The organism is Burkholderia sp. LS-044 (assembly GCF_004803625.1).
GTDB lineage: Bacteria > Pseudomonadota > Gammaproteobacteria > Burkholderiales > Burkholderiaceae > Burkholderia > Burkholderia cepacia.
The window spans coordinates 39,514-54,926 of sequence record NZ_SSWO01000005.1 but is presented as its reverse complement, the minus strand read 5'-3'; the positions used below and the strand labels follow the sequence as shown (position 1 = coordinate 54,926).

Here is a 15,413-nt window from a genome sequence, read left to right as displayed (position 1 = left end):
TCGACACGGCGGGGAGCCGACTTGAATCCACTGACCGCCACCGTTCCCATTACCGTCGTGAACGGCTTCCTTTCCGGCGCCGAGCGGGAGACGATTGCCAGACTGGCCGAGCTGTCGGGCATTCCGCACGAGTTGCTCGGCAAGCCAGGGGCCCGTGTGACGCAGGAGCAATTCTCCACGCTCTATCGTCTGCTGGCCGGTGAACTGGACGACGAAATGCCGGGCATTTTCAGCCGACGGTTGAGAAAGGGCACGCTCAAATTTCTCTGTCTGAGCTTGCTGGACGCGCCGCGGCTCGAAGTCGCGCTATATCGGCTCACGCAGTTCTTTCATATCCTCCTCGAAGAATTCACACTCGAATCCACGCAGGACGGCAAGGCCGGCATGGTTCGATTGATCATCGAGCCTCAAGGCCCGGGTGTGAGCGCGCTCGGATGCGAACTGGTGCTGAAGCTGATTCATGGCATCGCATCCTGGCTGATTCGCCAGAAGATTCCGCTGATCGAGGTGAATTTCCAGTTTCCGCGCTCGGCACAGGCGGGCGATCATCTTTACCTGTTTCCAGGCCCGGTGAAGTTCGATCAAGCCATGACGTGTCTTCGCTTCGATGCGAACTATCTCGCGATGCCCATCAGGCAACGCAAACCGGATCTTCAGGCGTTCCTGAAGCGGGCGCCCGAAGACTGGATATTTGTCACGTTTGCGGACCAGATGGTGTGCCACCAGGTCTGGCGTTACATGGCGGATTGCCTGCCCGCGACACCGACGATCGATCAGGTCGCGCATGCGCTGAATTATTCGACGCGTACGCTCGGCCGGCGTCTGGAAGTCGAAGGCACGACGTTTCAGGCCATCAAGGATGAAGTGCGGCGCGACATCGCGATCCAGCGGCTGACTCACTCCAACGAGACGATCGCGGGAATCGCGTACGACGTCGGGTTCGACAACCCGACTGCATTTCATCGCGCGTTCCGTCACTGGACGGGCAGTACGCCGGCCGCGTATCGCCATACCGAGCGATCCGTCGGCCGGTGACGGCGCAGGCGCCGGGAGCGCGAACGCCGTGCCGCCCGGGTAGCGTCAGCGGGCGCTGAAGCTGGCGACCCGCTTTTCGAGAAACGCCGACGTCCCTTCTCGTTTGTCGTCGGTTGCCGCGCAGATCGAGAACAGTGCGCTTTCCAGCAGCATGCCCTGGTCCTGGCTCATGTCGAGCCCGCGGTTGATGGCCTGAATCGCGAATCGGGTCGCGAGCGGCGCGTTGGCGACGATCTGCGCGAGCAGCGCTTCGGCGCGCGCGAGGAGCGCATCGGCCGGCACCACCTCGTTGACGAGGCCGATCCTGTAGGCTTCGGCGGCGTCGATCATGGTCGCGGTGAGAATCAACTGCATTGCGCGGCCCTTGCCGATCAGGCGCGGCAGGCGTTGCGTGCCGCCGAACCCCGGGATGACACCGAGCTTCACTTCAGGTTGCCCGAAGTGCGCACGTTCCGTCGCCAGACGGATCGTGCAGGCCATCGCAAGCTCGCAGCCGCCACCGAGCGCAAAGCCGTTGATCGCCGCGATGACCGGCTTGCCCAGGTTTTCGATCAGATCGAACGTGGTTTGTCCCTGGCGCGTGAACGTCGCGGCATCGACGGCGCCGAGCGGCGCGATTTCGCTGATGTCCGCGCCGGCAACGAACGCCTTGTCGCCGGCGCCCGTCAGGATCACGCCGTGAATGGCGGAATCGTCGCGCGCGTCTTCCATGACCGCGCGGATTTCGTCGAGCGTCGCATGGTTCAGCGCGTTGAGCGACTTCGGACGGTTCACGGTGACGTATGCGATGCCCGCGCGCTTTTCGTATGACAGATTCAGAAGAGGTTGCATGAAGGGGGGATGATCGAGGGGGAAAGAGGCCGCGGCGATCTGCGCGGCGGCCGTCGGATGCGTCAGCGTTCTTCGGAGCGCAGCGCGAGCAGGCCAAGCAGCACTTCATCGCGGCGTGCGGCCAGTTGGTCGATCGACCGGCCGGCAACTTCTTCCCGAACGCCGGCGGTCATTTTCTGCCGTACTTCCGCCGTGATCTGCGGTGAGCCGAGCACGTTCCACCACGCGGTCATCGGGCCGGTGAACTGGTCGAAGAAGTGTTCGATGCCGCCCTGGCCGCCGCCGAGATGGAACAGCATGTTCGGGCCCATCACACCCCAGCGCAGGCCGGGTCCCCAGCACACCGCGGTATCGGCATCCTCGACGCTCACGACGTCCGTGGCGACCAGGTGGACGATCTCGCGCCAGAGCGCGGCCTGCAGGCGGTTCGCGACATGGCCGGGCACTTCCTTGTTGAGCCGGATGGTTTTCTTGCCGAGGCTCGTATAGAACGCGATGGTGCGTTCGATGGTGTCCTGCGAGGTCTGCTTGCCGCCGACGATCTCGACGAGCGGGATCAGGTGCGGCGGATTGAACGGATGGCCGATCACGCAGCGCTCGGGATGGCGCTCGCAGGCCGACTGGATCTCGCTCATCGTCAGGCCGGAAGAGCTCGACGCGATGATCACGTCGGCGGGCAGCGTTTCGTCCAGCAGCGAATAGAGCGCCTGCTTGACGGCAATCCGCTCCGGGCCGTTTTCCTGGACGAGGTCCGCGCCGGCGATGGCGGTCCGCGTATCGGCGGTGAACGTCAGCCGGTCGCGCGACGCGCCGGGGGCGAGACCGAACTTTTCGAGGGCCGGCCATGCGTTGTCGACGTACTGACGGAGCCGGGCTTCGGCATCCGGCGCAATGTCGGTGGCGACGACGTCCAGGCCCTTCGCGAGAAACAGCGCGGTCCAGCTCGCGCCGATCACGCCGGTGCCGATCACGGCAACACGCTTGATTTGCTTCGACATCTTCAACTCTCCAGAGTCGTTCTTGATGACGCGGGTCGCGGCATCAACGGAATCGATGGTCATGACGCGACGGCGCCAGGTAGTCGTGCACGACTTCGCCCGCACCCAGGGTGAGATCCGTCAGGATGTGCGTCGCCGAGAGCACTTCGAGCACCGGCAGCTGCGCGACGGGCGCAAAGCAGTGCGGATGCAGTTCGAGCGTGGCGGGGCCCGTCCATGCGCCCTTGACGACCAGGTCGCTCAGCCGGTACTTGACCAGCTCGCAGATGCGCGGCTTGCCGTCGACGTGCGGAATGATCTTCAGCAGATAGCCGGGGCCGTCGAGCGAACGGCGGACTTCTTCCGTGTCGAGCGCCTGATACTTGTAGCCCATCGTGGCCGTCGCGACGCGCACGCCGTTGTAGTCGAGCGTGCCGACGAGCGTATCGCTGCGCACCTCGAGCTTCGGCTGGGCGAGGGTCTTCGGAAAACCGAGGAGCTCGCGTCCCGCCGCAATGCCAGGCAGGTTGTCGAGGTACATCGCATGGGTGTAGCCGCCCGCGACGCCGTCGAGCGTCACCGGGATGACCTGACCCGATTCGGTGTAGGAGCCGAGCCCCGACGAGTCCGGCATCTTGATGAATTCGTATTTCACGATCGGTTCGACGATCTTCAGCGGCGCGGGAACGAGCCGCTCGAGCGCGGCGGGATCGGTCCGATACGTGATGATGATGAATTCGCGATCGACGAAGCGATACGGCGGCTTCGCGTAGGCCGGGCCGACGAGCGGCATCGCATAGGCCTGTTCAAGCAATTCCTGTTCGGTCACTTTGTTGTCCTTTCAATTCGAGGGGGAATCGGACGGCTGGCGCGTCATGCGCGCGTGCCGTGCTTCGATACGACGCCTTCGGCCAGCAGCCGGGCGATTTCGTCGGCGCCGTAACCGAGGTCGGCAAGCACGCTGTCGCTGTGTTCGCCGAGCTGCGGCGCGGGCCCGGGCGAGACCTTCTGCACACCCGCGACCTGGACGGGGCTGTTCACCGTGTGCGTCGCGCTGCCGGTCGGCTCGGCGAGCGGCACGAAGATGTCGTTCTCGTACATTTGCCGGTCGTTGATGATTTCGTCCGCGATCTGGACGACGCCGTAGATCACGCGGCCTGCGTCGAAGGTCTTCTTCCAGTACTCGAGCGGTTGCCGGGCAAACGCTTCGTCGAGAATCGCGACGAGCGCGGCCGCGTTTTCCGCGCGGGCCGCCTCGTTGGCGAAGCGCGGATCGTCGAGCAGCGCGGGCAACTGCATCGCGTCGACGAGCAGGGGCCAGTCTTTGCTCGCCGGCAGCACGACCAGCAGCCACCGGTCGTCGGCGGTGCGATACGGGTTCAGCAGCGCATTCGGCGGCGACTTGCGGCCCTGCCGCTCGCGATAGCGTGCGCCATTGAGGCCGCCTTCGATCCACGCGGCGGCGGCCCATGCGCCTTCGGCGATCAGCGAGGTGCTGACGTGGCTGCCCTTGCCGGTTTTTTCGCGGCGATAAAGGCCTGTCACGATCGCGGAATACAGCGTGCTCGCGGTCGCGTGATCGCCGATGCCCGGCACCGGCAGCGTCGGCGGGCTGTCGCCGTCGCGCGTGACCTGCATCAGGCCGGTGCGCGCCCAGTAGGCGGTGATGTCGAAGCCGGGCTTGTCGGCTTCCGGGCCTTTCGTGCCGTAGCCGGTGAGGTCGGCGTAGACGAGGCGCTCGTTGAGCGGCGCGAGTGCCTCATAGGTGAGGCCGAGCTTTTCCTTGATCTTCGGCGGGAAGTTGACGACGATGACGTCCGCCCATTGGGCGAGGCGGGTGACGATGTCGCGAGCGGCGGGCGACTTGAGGTCGAGGGCGAGGCCGCGCTTGTTGCGGTTGGTCAGTTGCCACGCGTAGTTGTGTTCGCTGATCGGGTTCGGCGGGATCGCATAGAAATGCCGATAGGGGTCGCCCGTGCCGGGCGGCTCCACTTTGATGACCGTGGCGCCGAAATCTGAAAGAATCGTCGTCGCTGCCGGTCCGGCAATGTAGCTGGCGAAATCGACGACCTTCAGGCCGGAAAATATACTCTCGGGGGTTTGCATGGGGCCTCTGGCGAGTGACACGGGGACATATCCGTCAATCGGGACGCAATGTCCGATCGACCTGTCGAGAACGTTATCCGGTCGCCCCGGGCGGTGAAATGGGAGAACTGGGCGTTCCGAATGGAACTTTTCACAACGCCCCGTCGGGCGACGGGTGTCGTTCGGCGCGTGGCGCCGACCCGATTGCCCCTGGATGCGCGTGATGGCGGCCGAGCGCCGCCGAACCGAAAGAAGAGGAAAGATGCATACAGGACATGTCCAGATTCCGGAAACGTCGGCGCTGATGCGGGACAAGATTCGGGAATTGACGCTGAATCCGACAGACGTGATCGATCGGACCTATGCGGCCCTGATTCGCATCGAGGGCTACGAGGATCTGTCGGCCGCGGTCAGGCAGGACATCATGGAGTCGATTGCGTTATCGGAGCGACTGTGGTTCGAGTCCGTATTTACCGGCGCGTTTCCGTCGGACAAGGATCTCGAGGTGTTCCAGGAATGCGGCCGACGGCGCGTCCACCAGGGCATTCCGCTGCCGTCGCTGCTGCGCGCGTTTCGCGTCGGGGTGAGGGAGGTGTGGCGTAGTTGCGCCGAACTCGGCAGCGCGTGCGACGAGTTGCGCGACGAGCTGTTCTTCGTGATCTCGCCGTACCTGATGGATTTCTTCGACGAGATGGCGCAGCTGATGTCGCGTGCCTATCTCGACGAGCAGTATCAGCAGGCGCGCTGGAAGGAGTCGCTGCGCTATCAACTGCATGAAATCATCTTCAACCCCACGGTCGACGACGACGCATTCCGCAAGGCCACCAAGGCGCTGGGGCTCGATCCCACGATGCGCCGAATCGCGATCGCGATCGAATCGGCGCACCTGGACCGCAGTGCGCTGCACGCGGAGGAGGAGACCGATCGACTGGTGCTCGCCGTCGCACGGCACCTGAAAACGCCCCGGGACAGCCTGCTCGACGTCTGGCATCGCGACCGGCTGATCGTGTGGGCGCCGTGCCTCCACGACGAATCCGCCAGCGCGAGCGACAGGCGGGTCGCGGGCAGCGTGGCTGCATGGCTCGACAGCGCGTCGTCCGACGCATCGGCCGGCATCGGGCTGGCGAGCACCGGGGCGAAAGGCTGGGCGGCGTCCGCGGAGGAGGCGATTCGCGCGCTGGCGTTCGGCCGGAGCGCAAATGCAGGGCATCGCGCGCATCGCTACTCGGACATCGTCCTCGAGGAGTGCGTGCGCGGCAATGATGGCGCGCTGAACTACCTGCTGTCGTTGATCGATGAACTGGCGGGGGAGCCGGAAATCATTGCGACGCTGGAGACGTTCTTTGCGAACCGGCAACGCCGCAAGGTGACGGCCGCCGCGCTGGATATTCACCCGAACACGCTCGACCATCGGCTCGAACGTGTGGAAAACATTACCGGTGCGAAACTCGACGACGCCGCCTGGATCGCTCGGCTCGAGATCGCGCTGAAGCTGCGGGGCGCACGCGCGTAGCGGCTCGACGCGCGGCGAGGTCTTCGTCGAACCGCCGGCATATCGAGGCATCAATTGTCATATCACGCGGCCGGCCCGGCCGCGAACGCGCACGGATGACCGTGCCGCGTGCGGCCACCGGCCGCAAGGCTTGTAGCACTCCACGCCAGTTGCCGTGCTGCGCGGCAACGCGTCGCGGCCGCCGGGCGCGATGCGCTTTGCCGCGATTGCCTCGCGCCCGTTTCTCCATTCCTTCTCCATCGGATTGCAGTCGAATCGGCTCAACGCGCGGACGTGTCGGCGACGGCTGACCGACGGAGCGCGTTCGCCGTACCCGGTATCCGCATCCGGAAGGGGCCGCCGGCAGTGACTGAATCGGTCTCGGAAGTGACAAATCGCGTCAACCTGTGCGCAGGTTTGACGAATCGCATTGATTTGGCGTGTTTTGTCAGTCAATGGGCAGGTTTGGGTATCCGGATAAGCCAGGGCCGAGACTAGGATGAGCGCATCAATCAGACGCGCTCGACCCATAGCGCGTCTTCCCGCGTGTTGTTGCACGCATCACACAATGTGGAGATGTGCGATGAGCTATATCGCCCCGGTCAAAGACATCCTCTTTGCGATCAACGAACTGGCAAACCTGGAGCAGATCGCCACGCTGCCTGGCTTCGAAGATGCAACCGCTGAAACTGCGCAAGCCGTCATTGAGGAGTCCGCGAAATTCTGCGGCGAAGTCGTGGCGCCGCTCAACGTGTCGGGTGACCGAAACGGGACGACCTGGAAGGACGGCGCCGTGACGGCATCGCCGGGCTTTGCCGACGCGTTCCGCCAATTCACGGCAGGCGGCTGGCAAGGCGTGAAGCATCCGGTCGAATTCGGTGGCCAAGGCCTGCCGAAGCTGCTCGCGACGCCGTGTGCCGAGATGCTGGATGCGTCGAACCTCGCCTTTGCTCTGTGCCCGCTGCTGACCGACGGCGCAATCGAGGCGCTGCTGACGGCCGGCACCGACGAGCAGAAGCAACGTTATCTGCCGAAGCTGATCTCGGGCGAATGGACCGGCACGATGAACCTGACCGAGCCGCAGGCGGGCTCGGATCTCGCGCTGGTGCGTTCGCGTGCGGAGCCGCAGGGCGACGGCACGTACAAGGTGTTCGGCACGAAGATCTTCATCACGTGGGGCGAGCACGACATGGCGGACAACATCGTTCACCTGGTGCTGGCGCGCACGCCGAACGCGCCGGAAGGCGTGAAGGGCATTTCGCTGTTCATCGTGCCGAAGTTCCTGGTCAACGACGACGGCTCGCTCGGCGCGCGCAACGACGTGCACTGCGTGTCGATCGAGCACAAGCTCGGGATCAAGGCGAGCCCGACGGCGGTGTTGCAGTACGGCGATAACGGTGGCGCGATCGGCTACCTGGTCGGCGAAGAGAATCGCGGCCTCGAATACATGTTCATCATGATGAACGCGGCGCGGTTCTCGGTCGGCATGCAGGGCATCGGTATCTCCGACCGCGCCTATCAGCAGGCAGTGGAGTATGCGAAGGAGCGCGTGCAGAGCCGCCCGGTCGACGGATCGGCCAAGGAGTCGGTCACGATCATTCATCACCCGGACGTGCGCCGGATGCTCGGCACGATGCGTGCGCTGACGGAAGGCGCACGGGCACTGGCGTATGTGGCGGCCGCACATAGCGATCTCGCGCACGGCCACCCCGACGAAGCGACGCGCGCGCGGAACGAGGAGATTTACGAATTCCTGGTGCCGATCGTCAAGGGCTGGAGTACCGAGGCATCGCTGGAAGCGACGAGCCTGGGCGTGCAGGTGCACGGCGGGATGGGTTTCATCGAGGAAACGGGCGCGGCGCAGTACTACCGCGACGCGCGCATCCTGACCATCTACGAAGGCACGACGGCGATCCAGGCGAACGACCTCGTGGGTCGCAAGACGTTGCGCGACGGCGGCGCGGTGGCCTCGGCCCTGCTCGCCGAGATCGGCAAGACCATCGACGCGCTTGCGGCCGTGCAAGGCGCGCCGTTCGAATCGATGCGTCGACATCTCGAGGCGGGCGCGCAGGCACTGAAGACGGCGGTCGAGCATGTCGTCGCGAATACGAAGCGCGATCCCAATGGCGTGTTCGCCGGTAGCGTGTCGTATCTGAAGCTGGCCGGCATCGTGCTGAGCGGGTGGCAGATGGCGCGTGCAATGCTGGTCGCGTCGCACAAGCAGGCGGAGGACCCGTCGTTCTACGGCGCCAAGATCGCTACCGCGCAGTGCTTCGCGGAATTCATCCTGCCGCAGGCGCTGGGGTTGAGCGCATCGATCGTCAGCGTGAAGGGCGGGGAAGGCATCCTGGCCCTGTCGGAAGACCAGTTCTGAACTGGGCACCATCATGGAAGCGATAGATCGTGGTACGCACCGTACGGCCGAACTCGTTCAGCAGTACGGCCCGCGCGAATCGATGGAATACGACGTCGTGATCGTCGGCGGCGGCCCCGCCGGGCTGTCGGCGGCGATCCGGCTCAAGCAGCTGGCCGCCGAGAAAGGCACCGAAATCGGCGTGTGCGTGCTCGAGAAAGGTTCCGAGATCGGCGCGCACATCCTGTCGGGTGCGGTGATGGATCCGCGCGCGATCACCGAACTGTTCCCCGACTGGAAGGAACGCGGCGCGCCGCTCGACGTCGAGGTGACGGAAGACCGCTTCCTGTTCCTGTCCGAGAAAAGCGCGGTCACCACGCCGAACTGGGCGCTGCCCGCCAACTTCCAGAACCACGGCAACTACGTGATTTCGCTGGGCAACGTCACGCGCTGGCTGGGCCAGCAGGCCGAGGCGCTGGGCGTCGAGATCTTCCCGGGCTTCCCGGCCGCCGAGATTCTCTACAACGACGACGGCTCCGTGAAAGGCGTCGCCACCGGCAACATGGGCGTGGGCAAGGACGGCGAGCCGACCGAGAACTTCCAGCTCGGCATGGAACTGCACGCGAAGTACACGCTGTTCGCCGAAGGCTGCCGCGGCCACCTCGGCCGCCAGCTGATCGCGAAGTTCAAGCTCGACGCGAACGCCGATCCGCAGGCGTACGGGATCGGCATCAAGGAGCTGTGGGAAATCGATCCCGCGAAGCACAAGCCGGGCCTCGTGATCCACACGGCCGGCTGGCCGCTGAAGTCGGACACCTACGGCGGCTCGTTCCTGTATCACATGGACAACAACCAGGTCGTGGTCGGCTTCGTGGTGGGCCTCGGCTACACGAACCCGTACCTGTCGCCGTTCGAGGAATTCCAGCGCTACAAGACGCACCCGTCGATCCGCGCATTCCTCGAAGGCGGCAAGCGCGTGTCGTACGGCGCGCGCGCGATCACGGCGGGCGGGCTGCTGTCGCTGCCGAAGACCGTGTTCCCGGGCGGTGCGCTGATCGGCGACGACGCGGGCTTCCTGAACGCATCGCGGATCAAGGGCAGCCACGCGGCGATCAAGACCGGCATGCTGGCGGCCGACGCCGCGTTCGACGCGGTGCAGGCGGGCCGCCAGTCGGACGAGCTCAATGCGTACCCGGATGCGTTCAAGCAATCGTGGCTGTACACGGAGCTGTACCGCGCGCGCAACTTCAAGCAGTGGATGGCGAAGGGGCTGTACCTCGGCACGCTGATGGTCGGGCTCGAGCAGAAGGTGATGGGCGGCAACGTGCCGTGGACGCTGCACCACAAGCATGCGGACCACGAGATGCTGAAGCCGGCGTCGCAGTGCGAGCCGATCGAGTACCCGAAGCCGGACGGCAAGCTGACGTTCGACCGGCTGTCGTCGGTGTTCATCTCGAACACGAACCACGAAGAGAACCAGCCGGCGCACCTGACCTTGAAGGATGCGAACGTGCCGGTGAACGTGAACCTGCGCACGTATGCAGGGCCGGAAGGGCGTTTCTGCCCGGCGGCGGTGTATGAATTCGTGAAGAACGACGACGGCAGCGATCGCCTCGTGATCAACGCGCAGAACTGCGTGCACTGCAAGACCTGCGACATCAAGGACCCGACGCAGAACATCGTGTGGGTCACGCCGGAAGGCGGTGGCGGGCCGAATTACCCGAACATGTAACGCAACGCGCCAGTGGGACTGGATGACATGAGCGGCTACCCGGTGCTGGTCGATGTTCTTCGCGAACGCATAGACGAGCGCCGCATGGAGCGGTAACACGCATCCATGTCAAATCGTAAAAGGTGGCGGGGGCCGCGTAGTCCAGGTTTGTCTTCCCGATGCCCCTGGTGAATGTGGTGGTGTTGATATTCAGGAGAATGCCTTGAAGATTTTTGTTGCAGTAAAGAGAGTCGTTGACGCGAACGTCAAAGTCGGCGTGAAGTCGGACAACACGGGCGTCGACATCGCGAACGTGAAGATGTCGATGAACCCGTTCGACGAAATCGCGGTGGAAGAAGCGGTGCGCCTGAAGGAAGCGGGAGTCGCGACCGAAGTGATCGCGGTGTCGGTGGGCGTCACGCAAGCGCAGGAAACGCTGCGCACGGCGCTGGCGATCGGCGCGGATCGTGCGATCCTCGTCGAATCGAACGACAGCGTCGAGCCGCTGGCCGTCGCGAAGATCCTGAAGGCGCTGGTCGACAAGGAGCAGCCTCAGCTGGTGATCCTCGGCAAGCAGGCGATCGACGACGATTCGAACCAGACGGGCCAGATGCTGGCCGCGCTGGCCGGCCTGCCGCAAGCGACGTTCGCATCGAAGGTGACGATCGCGGACGGCAAGGCAACGGTCGCACGCGAAGTCGACGGCGGCGCGGAAACGCTGTCGCTGACGCTGCCGGCGGTCGTGACGACCGACCTGCGCCTGAACGAGCCGCGCTACGTGACGCTGCCGAACATCATGAAGGCGAAGAAGAAGCCGCTGGAAACGGTGAAGCCGGAAGACCTCGGCGTGGACGTCGCGCCGCGTCTGAAGACGCTGAAGGTGGCCGAGCCGCCGAAGCGCGCAGCCGGCGTGAAGGTGCCGGACGTGAAGACGCTGGTCGAGAAGCTGAAGACCGAAGCCAAGGTGCTGTAAGAGGGAGCGGAAAGAAATGACGATTCTGGTGATTGCAGAACACGACAACGCGTCGATCAAGGCCGCGACGCTGAACACGGTGGCGGCGGCGGCGAAGATCGGCGGTGACATTCACGTGCTGGTCGCAGGCCACAATGCGCAAGGCGCAGCCGACGCGGCAGCAAAGATCGCGGGTGTATCGAAGGTGCTGCTGGCCGATGCGCCGCAACTCGAAGCAGGTCTCGCGGAAAACGTCGAAGCGATCGCGCTGAACATCGCGAAGGACTATTCGCACATCCTCGCGCCGGCAACGGCTTACGGCAAGAACATCGCGCCGCGTATCGCCGCGAAGCTGGACGTCGCGCAGATCTCGGACATCACGGCGGTTGACAGTGCCGACACGTTCGAGCGCCCGATCTACGCGGGCAACGCGATCGCGACGGTGCAGTCGAGCGACCCGATCAAGGTCATCACGGTGCGTGCGACGGGTTTCGATCCGGTTGCAGCGGAAGGCGGCAGCGCGTCGGTCGAGAAGATCGAAGCAGCGGCAGACGCCGGCAAGTCGCAGTTCGTGAGCCGTGAAGTGACGAAGCTGGACCGTCCGGAGCTGACGAGCGCGAAGATCATCGTGTCGGGCGGCCGCGGTCTGGGCAGCGGCGAGAACTACACGAAGGTGCTGGAGCCGCTGGCGGACAAGCTGTCGGCGGCACTCGGCGCGTCGCGCGCGGCAGTCGACGCCGGCTACGTGCCGAACGACTACCAGGTCGGCCAGACCGGCAAGATCGTCGCACCGCAGCTGTACATCGCGGTGGGCATCTCGGGTGCGATCCAGCATCTGGCCGGCATGAAGGATTCGAAGGTGATCGTCGCGATCAACAAGGATCCGGAAGCGCCGATCTTCAGCGTGGCCGACTACGGCCTCGTCGGCGATCTGTTCGCGCTCGTGCCGGAGCTCGTGAACGAGCTCGGCTGATCACTTCGGGATTGGCTCGCTCCATTCGGTTCCGGACGCGATGATCGTGTCCGGAACCGCAGGGCCCCGGAATCCGGCGCATCCCGGTCGACCGCCGGCTGCCGGCCGGACATTCAGAATGATCCGGAAGAGATAGGGTTTGGAAGCAAGGGCGCCGGGAAGTGATGGCGGTCGATAACTTCGGAATACTATCTGAACAAAAAAATAACCGATTTCGCACACACGCGTACCGTATGCATTCAATCCCCTTTGCTACTTTATCCGTATGGACGCCAGTGTTATTTGGCGTCGCCGTTCGCTGCGCGGGATCGGATGGCCGCCCGACGCTGACGCGCATGCTGGCGCTCGTGGGCGCACTGGCCGGGCTTGTGGCCACGATGCCGCTGCTGTTTGAATTCGATACGCAAGCGCCGGCGATGCAGTTCGTGGAGAACCGGCCCTGGCTGGCAACGCTCGGAATAAGCTGGCGAGTGGGCGTGGATGGTGTGTCGCTCTGGATGGTCGTATTGACCGCGCTCACGACGCTGTTGATCGTAGGCGCATCATGGCAGGCCGTTACGACACGCGTCGCCCAGTATTTCGGCGCGGTGCTGATCCTCTCCGGATTGATGGTCGGCGTGTTCGTGTCGCTCGACGGGATGCTGTTCTTCGTGTTTTTCGAATCGACGCTGATTCCGCTGTATCTCCTGATCGGGGCATGGGGCGGCAAGCACCGTTCGTACGCGGCCGTGAAGTTCTTCTTCATGTCCTTCGCAGGCTCGCTCCTGCTGCTGGCCGCGATGCTGTATCTATTCGGCCTCTCGCATACTTTCGACATGCACGTCTGGCATGAGATGAAGCTCGATCTCGTGCCGCAGCTGCTGATTTTCTGCGGGTTTCTCGCCGCCTTCGCGGTGAAGCTGCCGATGTGGCCGGTCCACGGCTGGCTGAAAGACGCCTACGCGGAGGGGCCGATCGGCGCGGCAATCATGCTGGGGATGGTCAAGATCGGCGGATACGGGTTCCTGAGGTTCATGCTGCCGATTGCCCCGGACGCGAGCCGCATGCTCGCGCCGGCAATGATCGCGCTATCGTTGTTTACCGTCATCTATGCGAGCCTCATCGCATTGGTCCAGACGGAACTGAGCGCCTTGCTGGCGTACTCGACGATTGCGCACATGGGGCTCGTCACGCTCGGCTTGTTCCTGTTCAACCAGCTTGCCGTCGAAGGTGCGATCGTCCAGATGATTTCATACGGCCTCGTTTCGGGAGCGCTGCTGATCTGCACCGGGATGTTGTACGAACGGACGCAGACACGTTCGCTCGATGCGCTCGGTGGCGTCGCGAACGTCATGCCCCGCTATGCGACCCTGGCAGTGCTGTTTTCGATGGCCAATCTCGGGCTCCCGGGCACCTCGGGATTCATTGGCGAGTTTCTTGTGATCATGGGCGCGATCAAGGCGAACTTCTGGATCGGGGGCGCTGCGGCACTGACGCTCGTTCTCGGTGCGGCCTACACGCTGCGTGGTGTCAGGCGGGTCATATTCGGCGCCGTGAAGAACGAGCGAGTTGCGCGACTCACGGATCTTGGCCGGCGGGAGCGTGCACTGCTCGTTCCGCTGGCCGTCATCGTCCTCGGGCTGGGTGTGGCACCCAGGTACTTCATCGCGACCCTGGAGCAGACGACATCGGCCGTCGTTCAGGATTCGATGCGATCCAAGCTCACGGAAACGTCACACGTCGGTGAGCGCATGGCGGTTCGCTAGGGCACGGCCATTTTGCGTCCGTTTCGCGGCAAGCGAGCGTAGTCACCGAGGGCTCGACGCCGATTCGAAACACTTCATGTTCCAGCGTACGCAAGCGACGTATGGCATGGGTAACGCGCGACGTTTTCCGAGCGGGATTGCCGTCGAAGTGAAACACGTTGCGAATGCGTAGCGGCAATTGACCTGTTGCGTCGATGTCCGGAGAGGCGAGCACGCCTGTGGTCAGCCGTGCTCGATACGTCGGAATGGCAAAGGATAGGGACTGCCGGGCCGGTCGGCCCGGCAGTCACGGCAACGGCAGCCTTAGTTTGCGTCTCGCCGCAGGGAAAGGAGACCGAGCAGCACTTCGTCGCGGCGCGCTGCGAGCTGATCGATCGACTGGCCGGCGACTTCCTCATGAACACCGGCAATCACCTTCTGGCGAAGTTCGGGCGTGATCTTCGGCGAACCGAGCACGTTCCACCACGCGGTCATCGGGCCGGTGAACTGGTCGAAGAAGTGTTCGATGCCGCCCTGGCCGCCGCCGAGATGGAACAGCATGTTCGGGCCCATGATGCCCCAACGCAGGCCCGGCCCCCAGCACACCGCGGTATCCGCGTCCTCGACGCTCACGACGTCTTCCGAGATCAGATGCACGATCTCGCGCCAGAGCGCAGCCTGAAGACGGTTGGCGACGTGGCCGGGCACTTCCTTGTTGAGCTGGATGGTTTTCTTGCCCAGGCTCGTATAAAACGCGGTTGCCCGTTCGATCGTTTCCCGTGACGTCTTCGCGCCACCGACGATTTCGACGAGCGGAATCAGGTGCGGCGGATTGAACGGATGGCCGATCACGCAGCGCTCGGGATGGCGCTCGCAGGCCGACTGGATTTCGCTCATCGTCAGGCCCGAAGAGCTCGACGCGATGATCGCGTCCGGCGCCAGAACGGCATCGAGATGCTTGTAGAGATCCTTCTTGAAGTCGATCCGCTCGGGGCCGTTTTCCTGCACGAAATCGCTGCCGGTAACCGCTTCGTCGAGATTGGCGGTGAACTGCAGTCGCTCCCGGGATGCATTCGGCGCGAGCCCGAACTGCTCGAGAGCGGGCCAGGCCGCATCGATGAATGCGCGGAGTTTCGGCTCGGCATCCGGGGCGATGTCGGTCGCCACGACATCCAGGCCCTTGGCCAGAAACAGCGCGGCCCAGCTGGCGCCGATGACACCGGTGCCGATGATGGCCACGCGTTTGATTTCCTTGCTCATGGCTTTTGATCCTTCGAATG

Annotated in this window: 12 protein-coding genes; 7 read left to right on the top strand and 5 right to left on the bottom strand. The window is 64.1% G+C overall.

Annotated elements, in window-relative coordinates:
• The first annotated feature begins 21 nt into the window (after window positions 1-21).
• Window positions 22-1,035: an AraC family transcriptional regulator gene (locus E9536_RS14475; RefSeq protein WP_226113253.1), complete on the top strand. Its 1,014-nt coding sequence runs from the start codon at window positions 22-24 to the stop codon at window positions 1,033-1,035.
• A gap of 45 nt (window positions 1,036-1,080) precedes the next feature.
• On the opposite strand, the gene E9536_RS14470 is transcribed toward E9536_RS14475, so the two are convergent.
• The 4 genes from E9536_RS14470 to E9536_RS14455 all read right to left on the bottom strand — a co-directional run bounded on the left by E9536_RS14470 (window position 1,081) and on the right by E9536_RS14455 (window position 4,949).
• A complete protein-coding gene (locus tag E9536_RS14470) occupies window positions 1,081-1,866 on the bottom strand; it encodes an enoyl-CoA hydratase-related protein (protein WP_119337173.1) in 786 nt (261 codons plus the stop codon).
• Window positions 1,867-1,928: 62 nt separating this feature from the next.
• Window positions 1,929-2,864, bottom strand: a complete 936-nt coding sequence (locus tag E9536_RS14465) for a 3-hydroxyacyl-CoA dehydrogenase NAD-binding domain-containing protein (RefSeq protein ID WP_136470064.1) — start codon at window positions 2,862-2,864, stop codon at window positions 1,929-1,931.
• Window positions 2,865-2,907: 43 nt separating this feature from the next.
• Window positions 2,908-3,672, bottom strand: a complete 765-nt coding sequence (locus E9536_RS14460; protein WP_059699259.1) for an acetoacetate decarboxylase — start codon at window positions 3,670-3,672, stop codon at window positions 2,908-2,910.
• Window positions 3,673-3,716: 44 nt separating this feature from the next.
• Entirely contained in the window at window positions 3,717-4,949 is a 1,233-nt protein-coding gene (locus tag E9536_RS14455; RefSeq protein WP_060206207.1) for a CoA transferase, read from the bottom strand.
• A 241-nt stretch (window positions 4,950-5,190) separates the two neighbouring features.
• On the opposite strand from E9536_RS14455, the gene E9536_RS14450 reads away from it, so the two are divergent.
• The 6 genes from E9536_RS14450 (at window position 5,191) to E9536_RS14425 (ending at window position 14,154) form a co-directional block, all read left to right on the top strand.
• Entirely contained in the window at window positions 5,191-6,441 is a 1,251-nt protein-coding gene (locus tag E9536_RS14450; RefSeq protein WP_059699263.1) for a helix-turn-helix domain-containing protein, read from the top strand.
• Between the two features lie 562 nt (window positions 6,442-7,003).
• Window positions 7,004-8,794 (top strand): acyl-CoA dehydrogenase, encoded by a 1,791-nt coding sequence (locus E9536_RS14445; RefSeq protein ID WP_060193184.1) that lies wholly within the window; start codon window positions 7,004-7,006, stop codon window positions 8,792-8,794.
• Between the two features lie 13 nt (window positions 8,795-8,807).
• Window positions 8,808-10,505 (top strand): electron transfer flavoprotein-ubiquinone oxidoreductase, encoded by a 1,698-nt coding sequence (locus E9536_RS14440; RefSeq protein ID WP_136470063.1) that lies wholly within the window; start codon window positions 8,808-8,810, stop codon window positions 10,503-10,505.
• A 202-nt stretch (window positions 10,506-10,707) separates the two neighbouring features.
• Window positions 10,708-11,457: an electron transfer flavoprotein subunit beta/FixA family protein gene (locus E9536_RS14435; RefSeq protein ID WP_136470062.1), complete on the top strand. Its 750-nt coding sequence runs from the start codon at window positions 10,708-10,710 to the stop codon at window positions 11,455-11,457.
• A gap of 16 nt (window positions 11,458-11,473) precedes the next feature.
• Complete coding sequence (locus E9536_RS14430) at window positions 11,474-12,409, top strand: electron transfer flavoprotein subunit alpha/FixB family protein (protein ID WP_136470061.1); 936 nt, start codon at window positions 11,474-11,476, stop codon at window positions 12,407-12,409.
• Window positions 12,410-12,642: 233 nt separating this feature from the next.
• Window positions 12,643-14,154 (top strand): NADH-quinone oxidoreductase subunit M, encoded by a 1,512-nt coding sequence (locus E9536_RS14425; RefSeq protein ID WP_136470060.1) that lies wholly within the window; start codon window positions 12,643-12,645, stop codon window positions 14,152-14,154.
• A gap of 303 nt (window positions 14,155-14,457) precedes the next feature.
• Here E9536_RS14425 and E9536_RS14420 read toward each other — a convergent pair whose 3' ends face one another.
• Window positions 14,458-15,393: a 3-hydroxyacyl-CoA dehydrogenase NAD-binding domain-containing protein gene (locus E9536_RS14420; protein ID WP_060358284.1), complete on the bottom strand. Its 936-nt coding sequence runs from the start codon at window positions 15,391-15,393 to the stop codon at window positions 14,458-14,460.
• Window positions 15,394-15,413: the final 20 nt, after the last annotated feature.

What these genes read in the sequence shown, in the direction of transcription:
- E9536_RS14470 (WP_119337173.1), bottom strand. Translation starts at nt 1,866, where the DNA reads ATGCAACCTCTTCTGAATCTGTCATACGAAAAGCGCGCGGGCATCGCA.
- E9536_RS14465 (WP_136470064.1), bottom strand. Translation starts at nt 2,864, where the DNA reads ATGTCGAAGCAAATCAAGCGTGTTGCCGTGATCGGCACCGGCGTGATC.
- E9536_RS14455 (WP_060206207.1), bottom strand. Translation starts at nt 4,949, where the DNA reads ATGCAAACCCCCGAGAGTATATTTTCCGGCCTGAAGGTCGTCGATTTC.
- E9536_RS14450 (WP_059699263.1), top strand. Translation starts at nt 5,191, where the DNA reads ATGCATACAGGACATGTCCAGATTCCGGAAACGTCGGCGCTGATGCGG.
- E9536_RS14445 (WP_060193184.1), top strand. Translation starts at nt 7,004, where the DNA reads ATGAGCTATATCGCCCCGGTCAAAGACATCCTCTTTGCGATCAACGAA.
- E9536_RS14440 (WP_136470063.1), top strand. Translation starts at nt 8,808, where the DNA reads ATGGAAGCGATAGATCGTGGTACGCACCGTACGGCCGAACTCGTTCAG.
- E9536_RS14430 (WP_136470061.1), top strand. Translation starts at nt 11,474, where the DNA reads ATGACGATTCTGGTGATTGCAGAACACGACAACGCGTCGATCAAGGCC.
- E9536_RS14425 (WP_136470060.1), top strand. Translation starts at nt 12,643, where the DNA reads ATGCATTCAATCCCCTTTGCTACTTTATCCGTATGGACGCCAGTGTTA.
- E9536_RS14420 (WP_060358284.1), bottom strand. Translation starts at nt 15,393, where the DNA reads ATGAGCAAGGAAATCAAACGCGTGGCCATCATCGGCACCGGTGTCATC.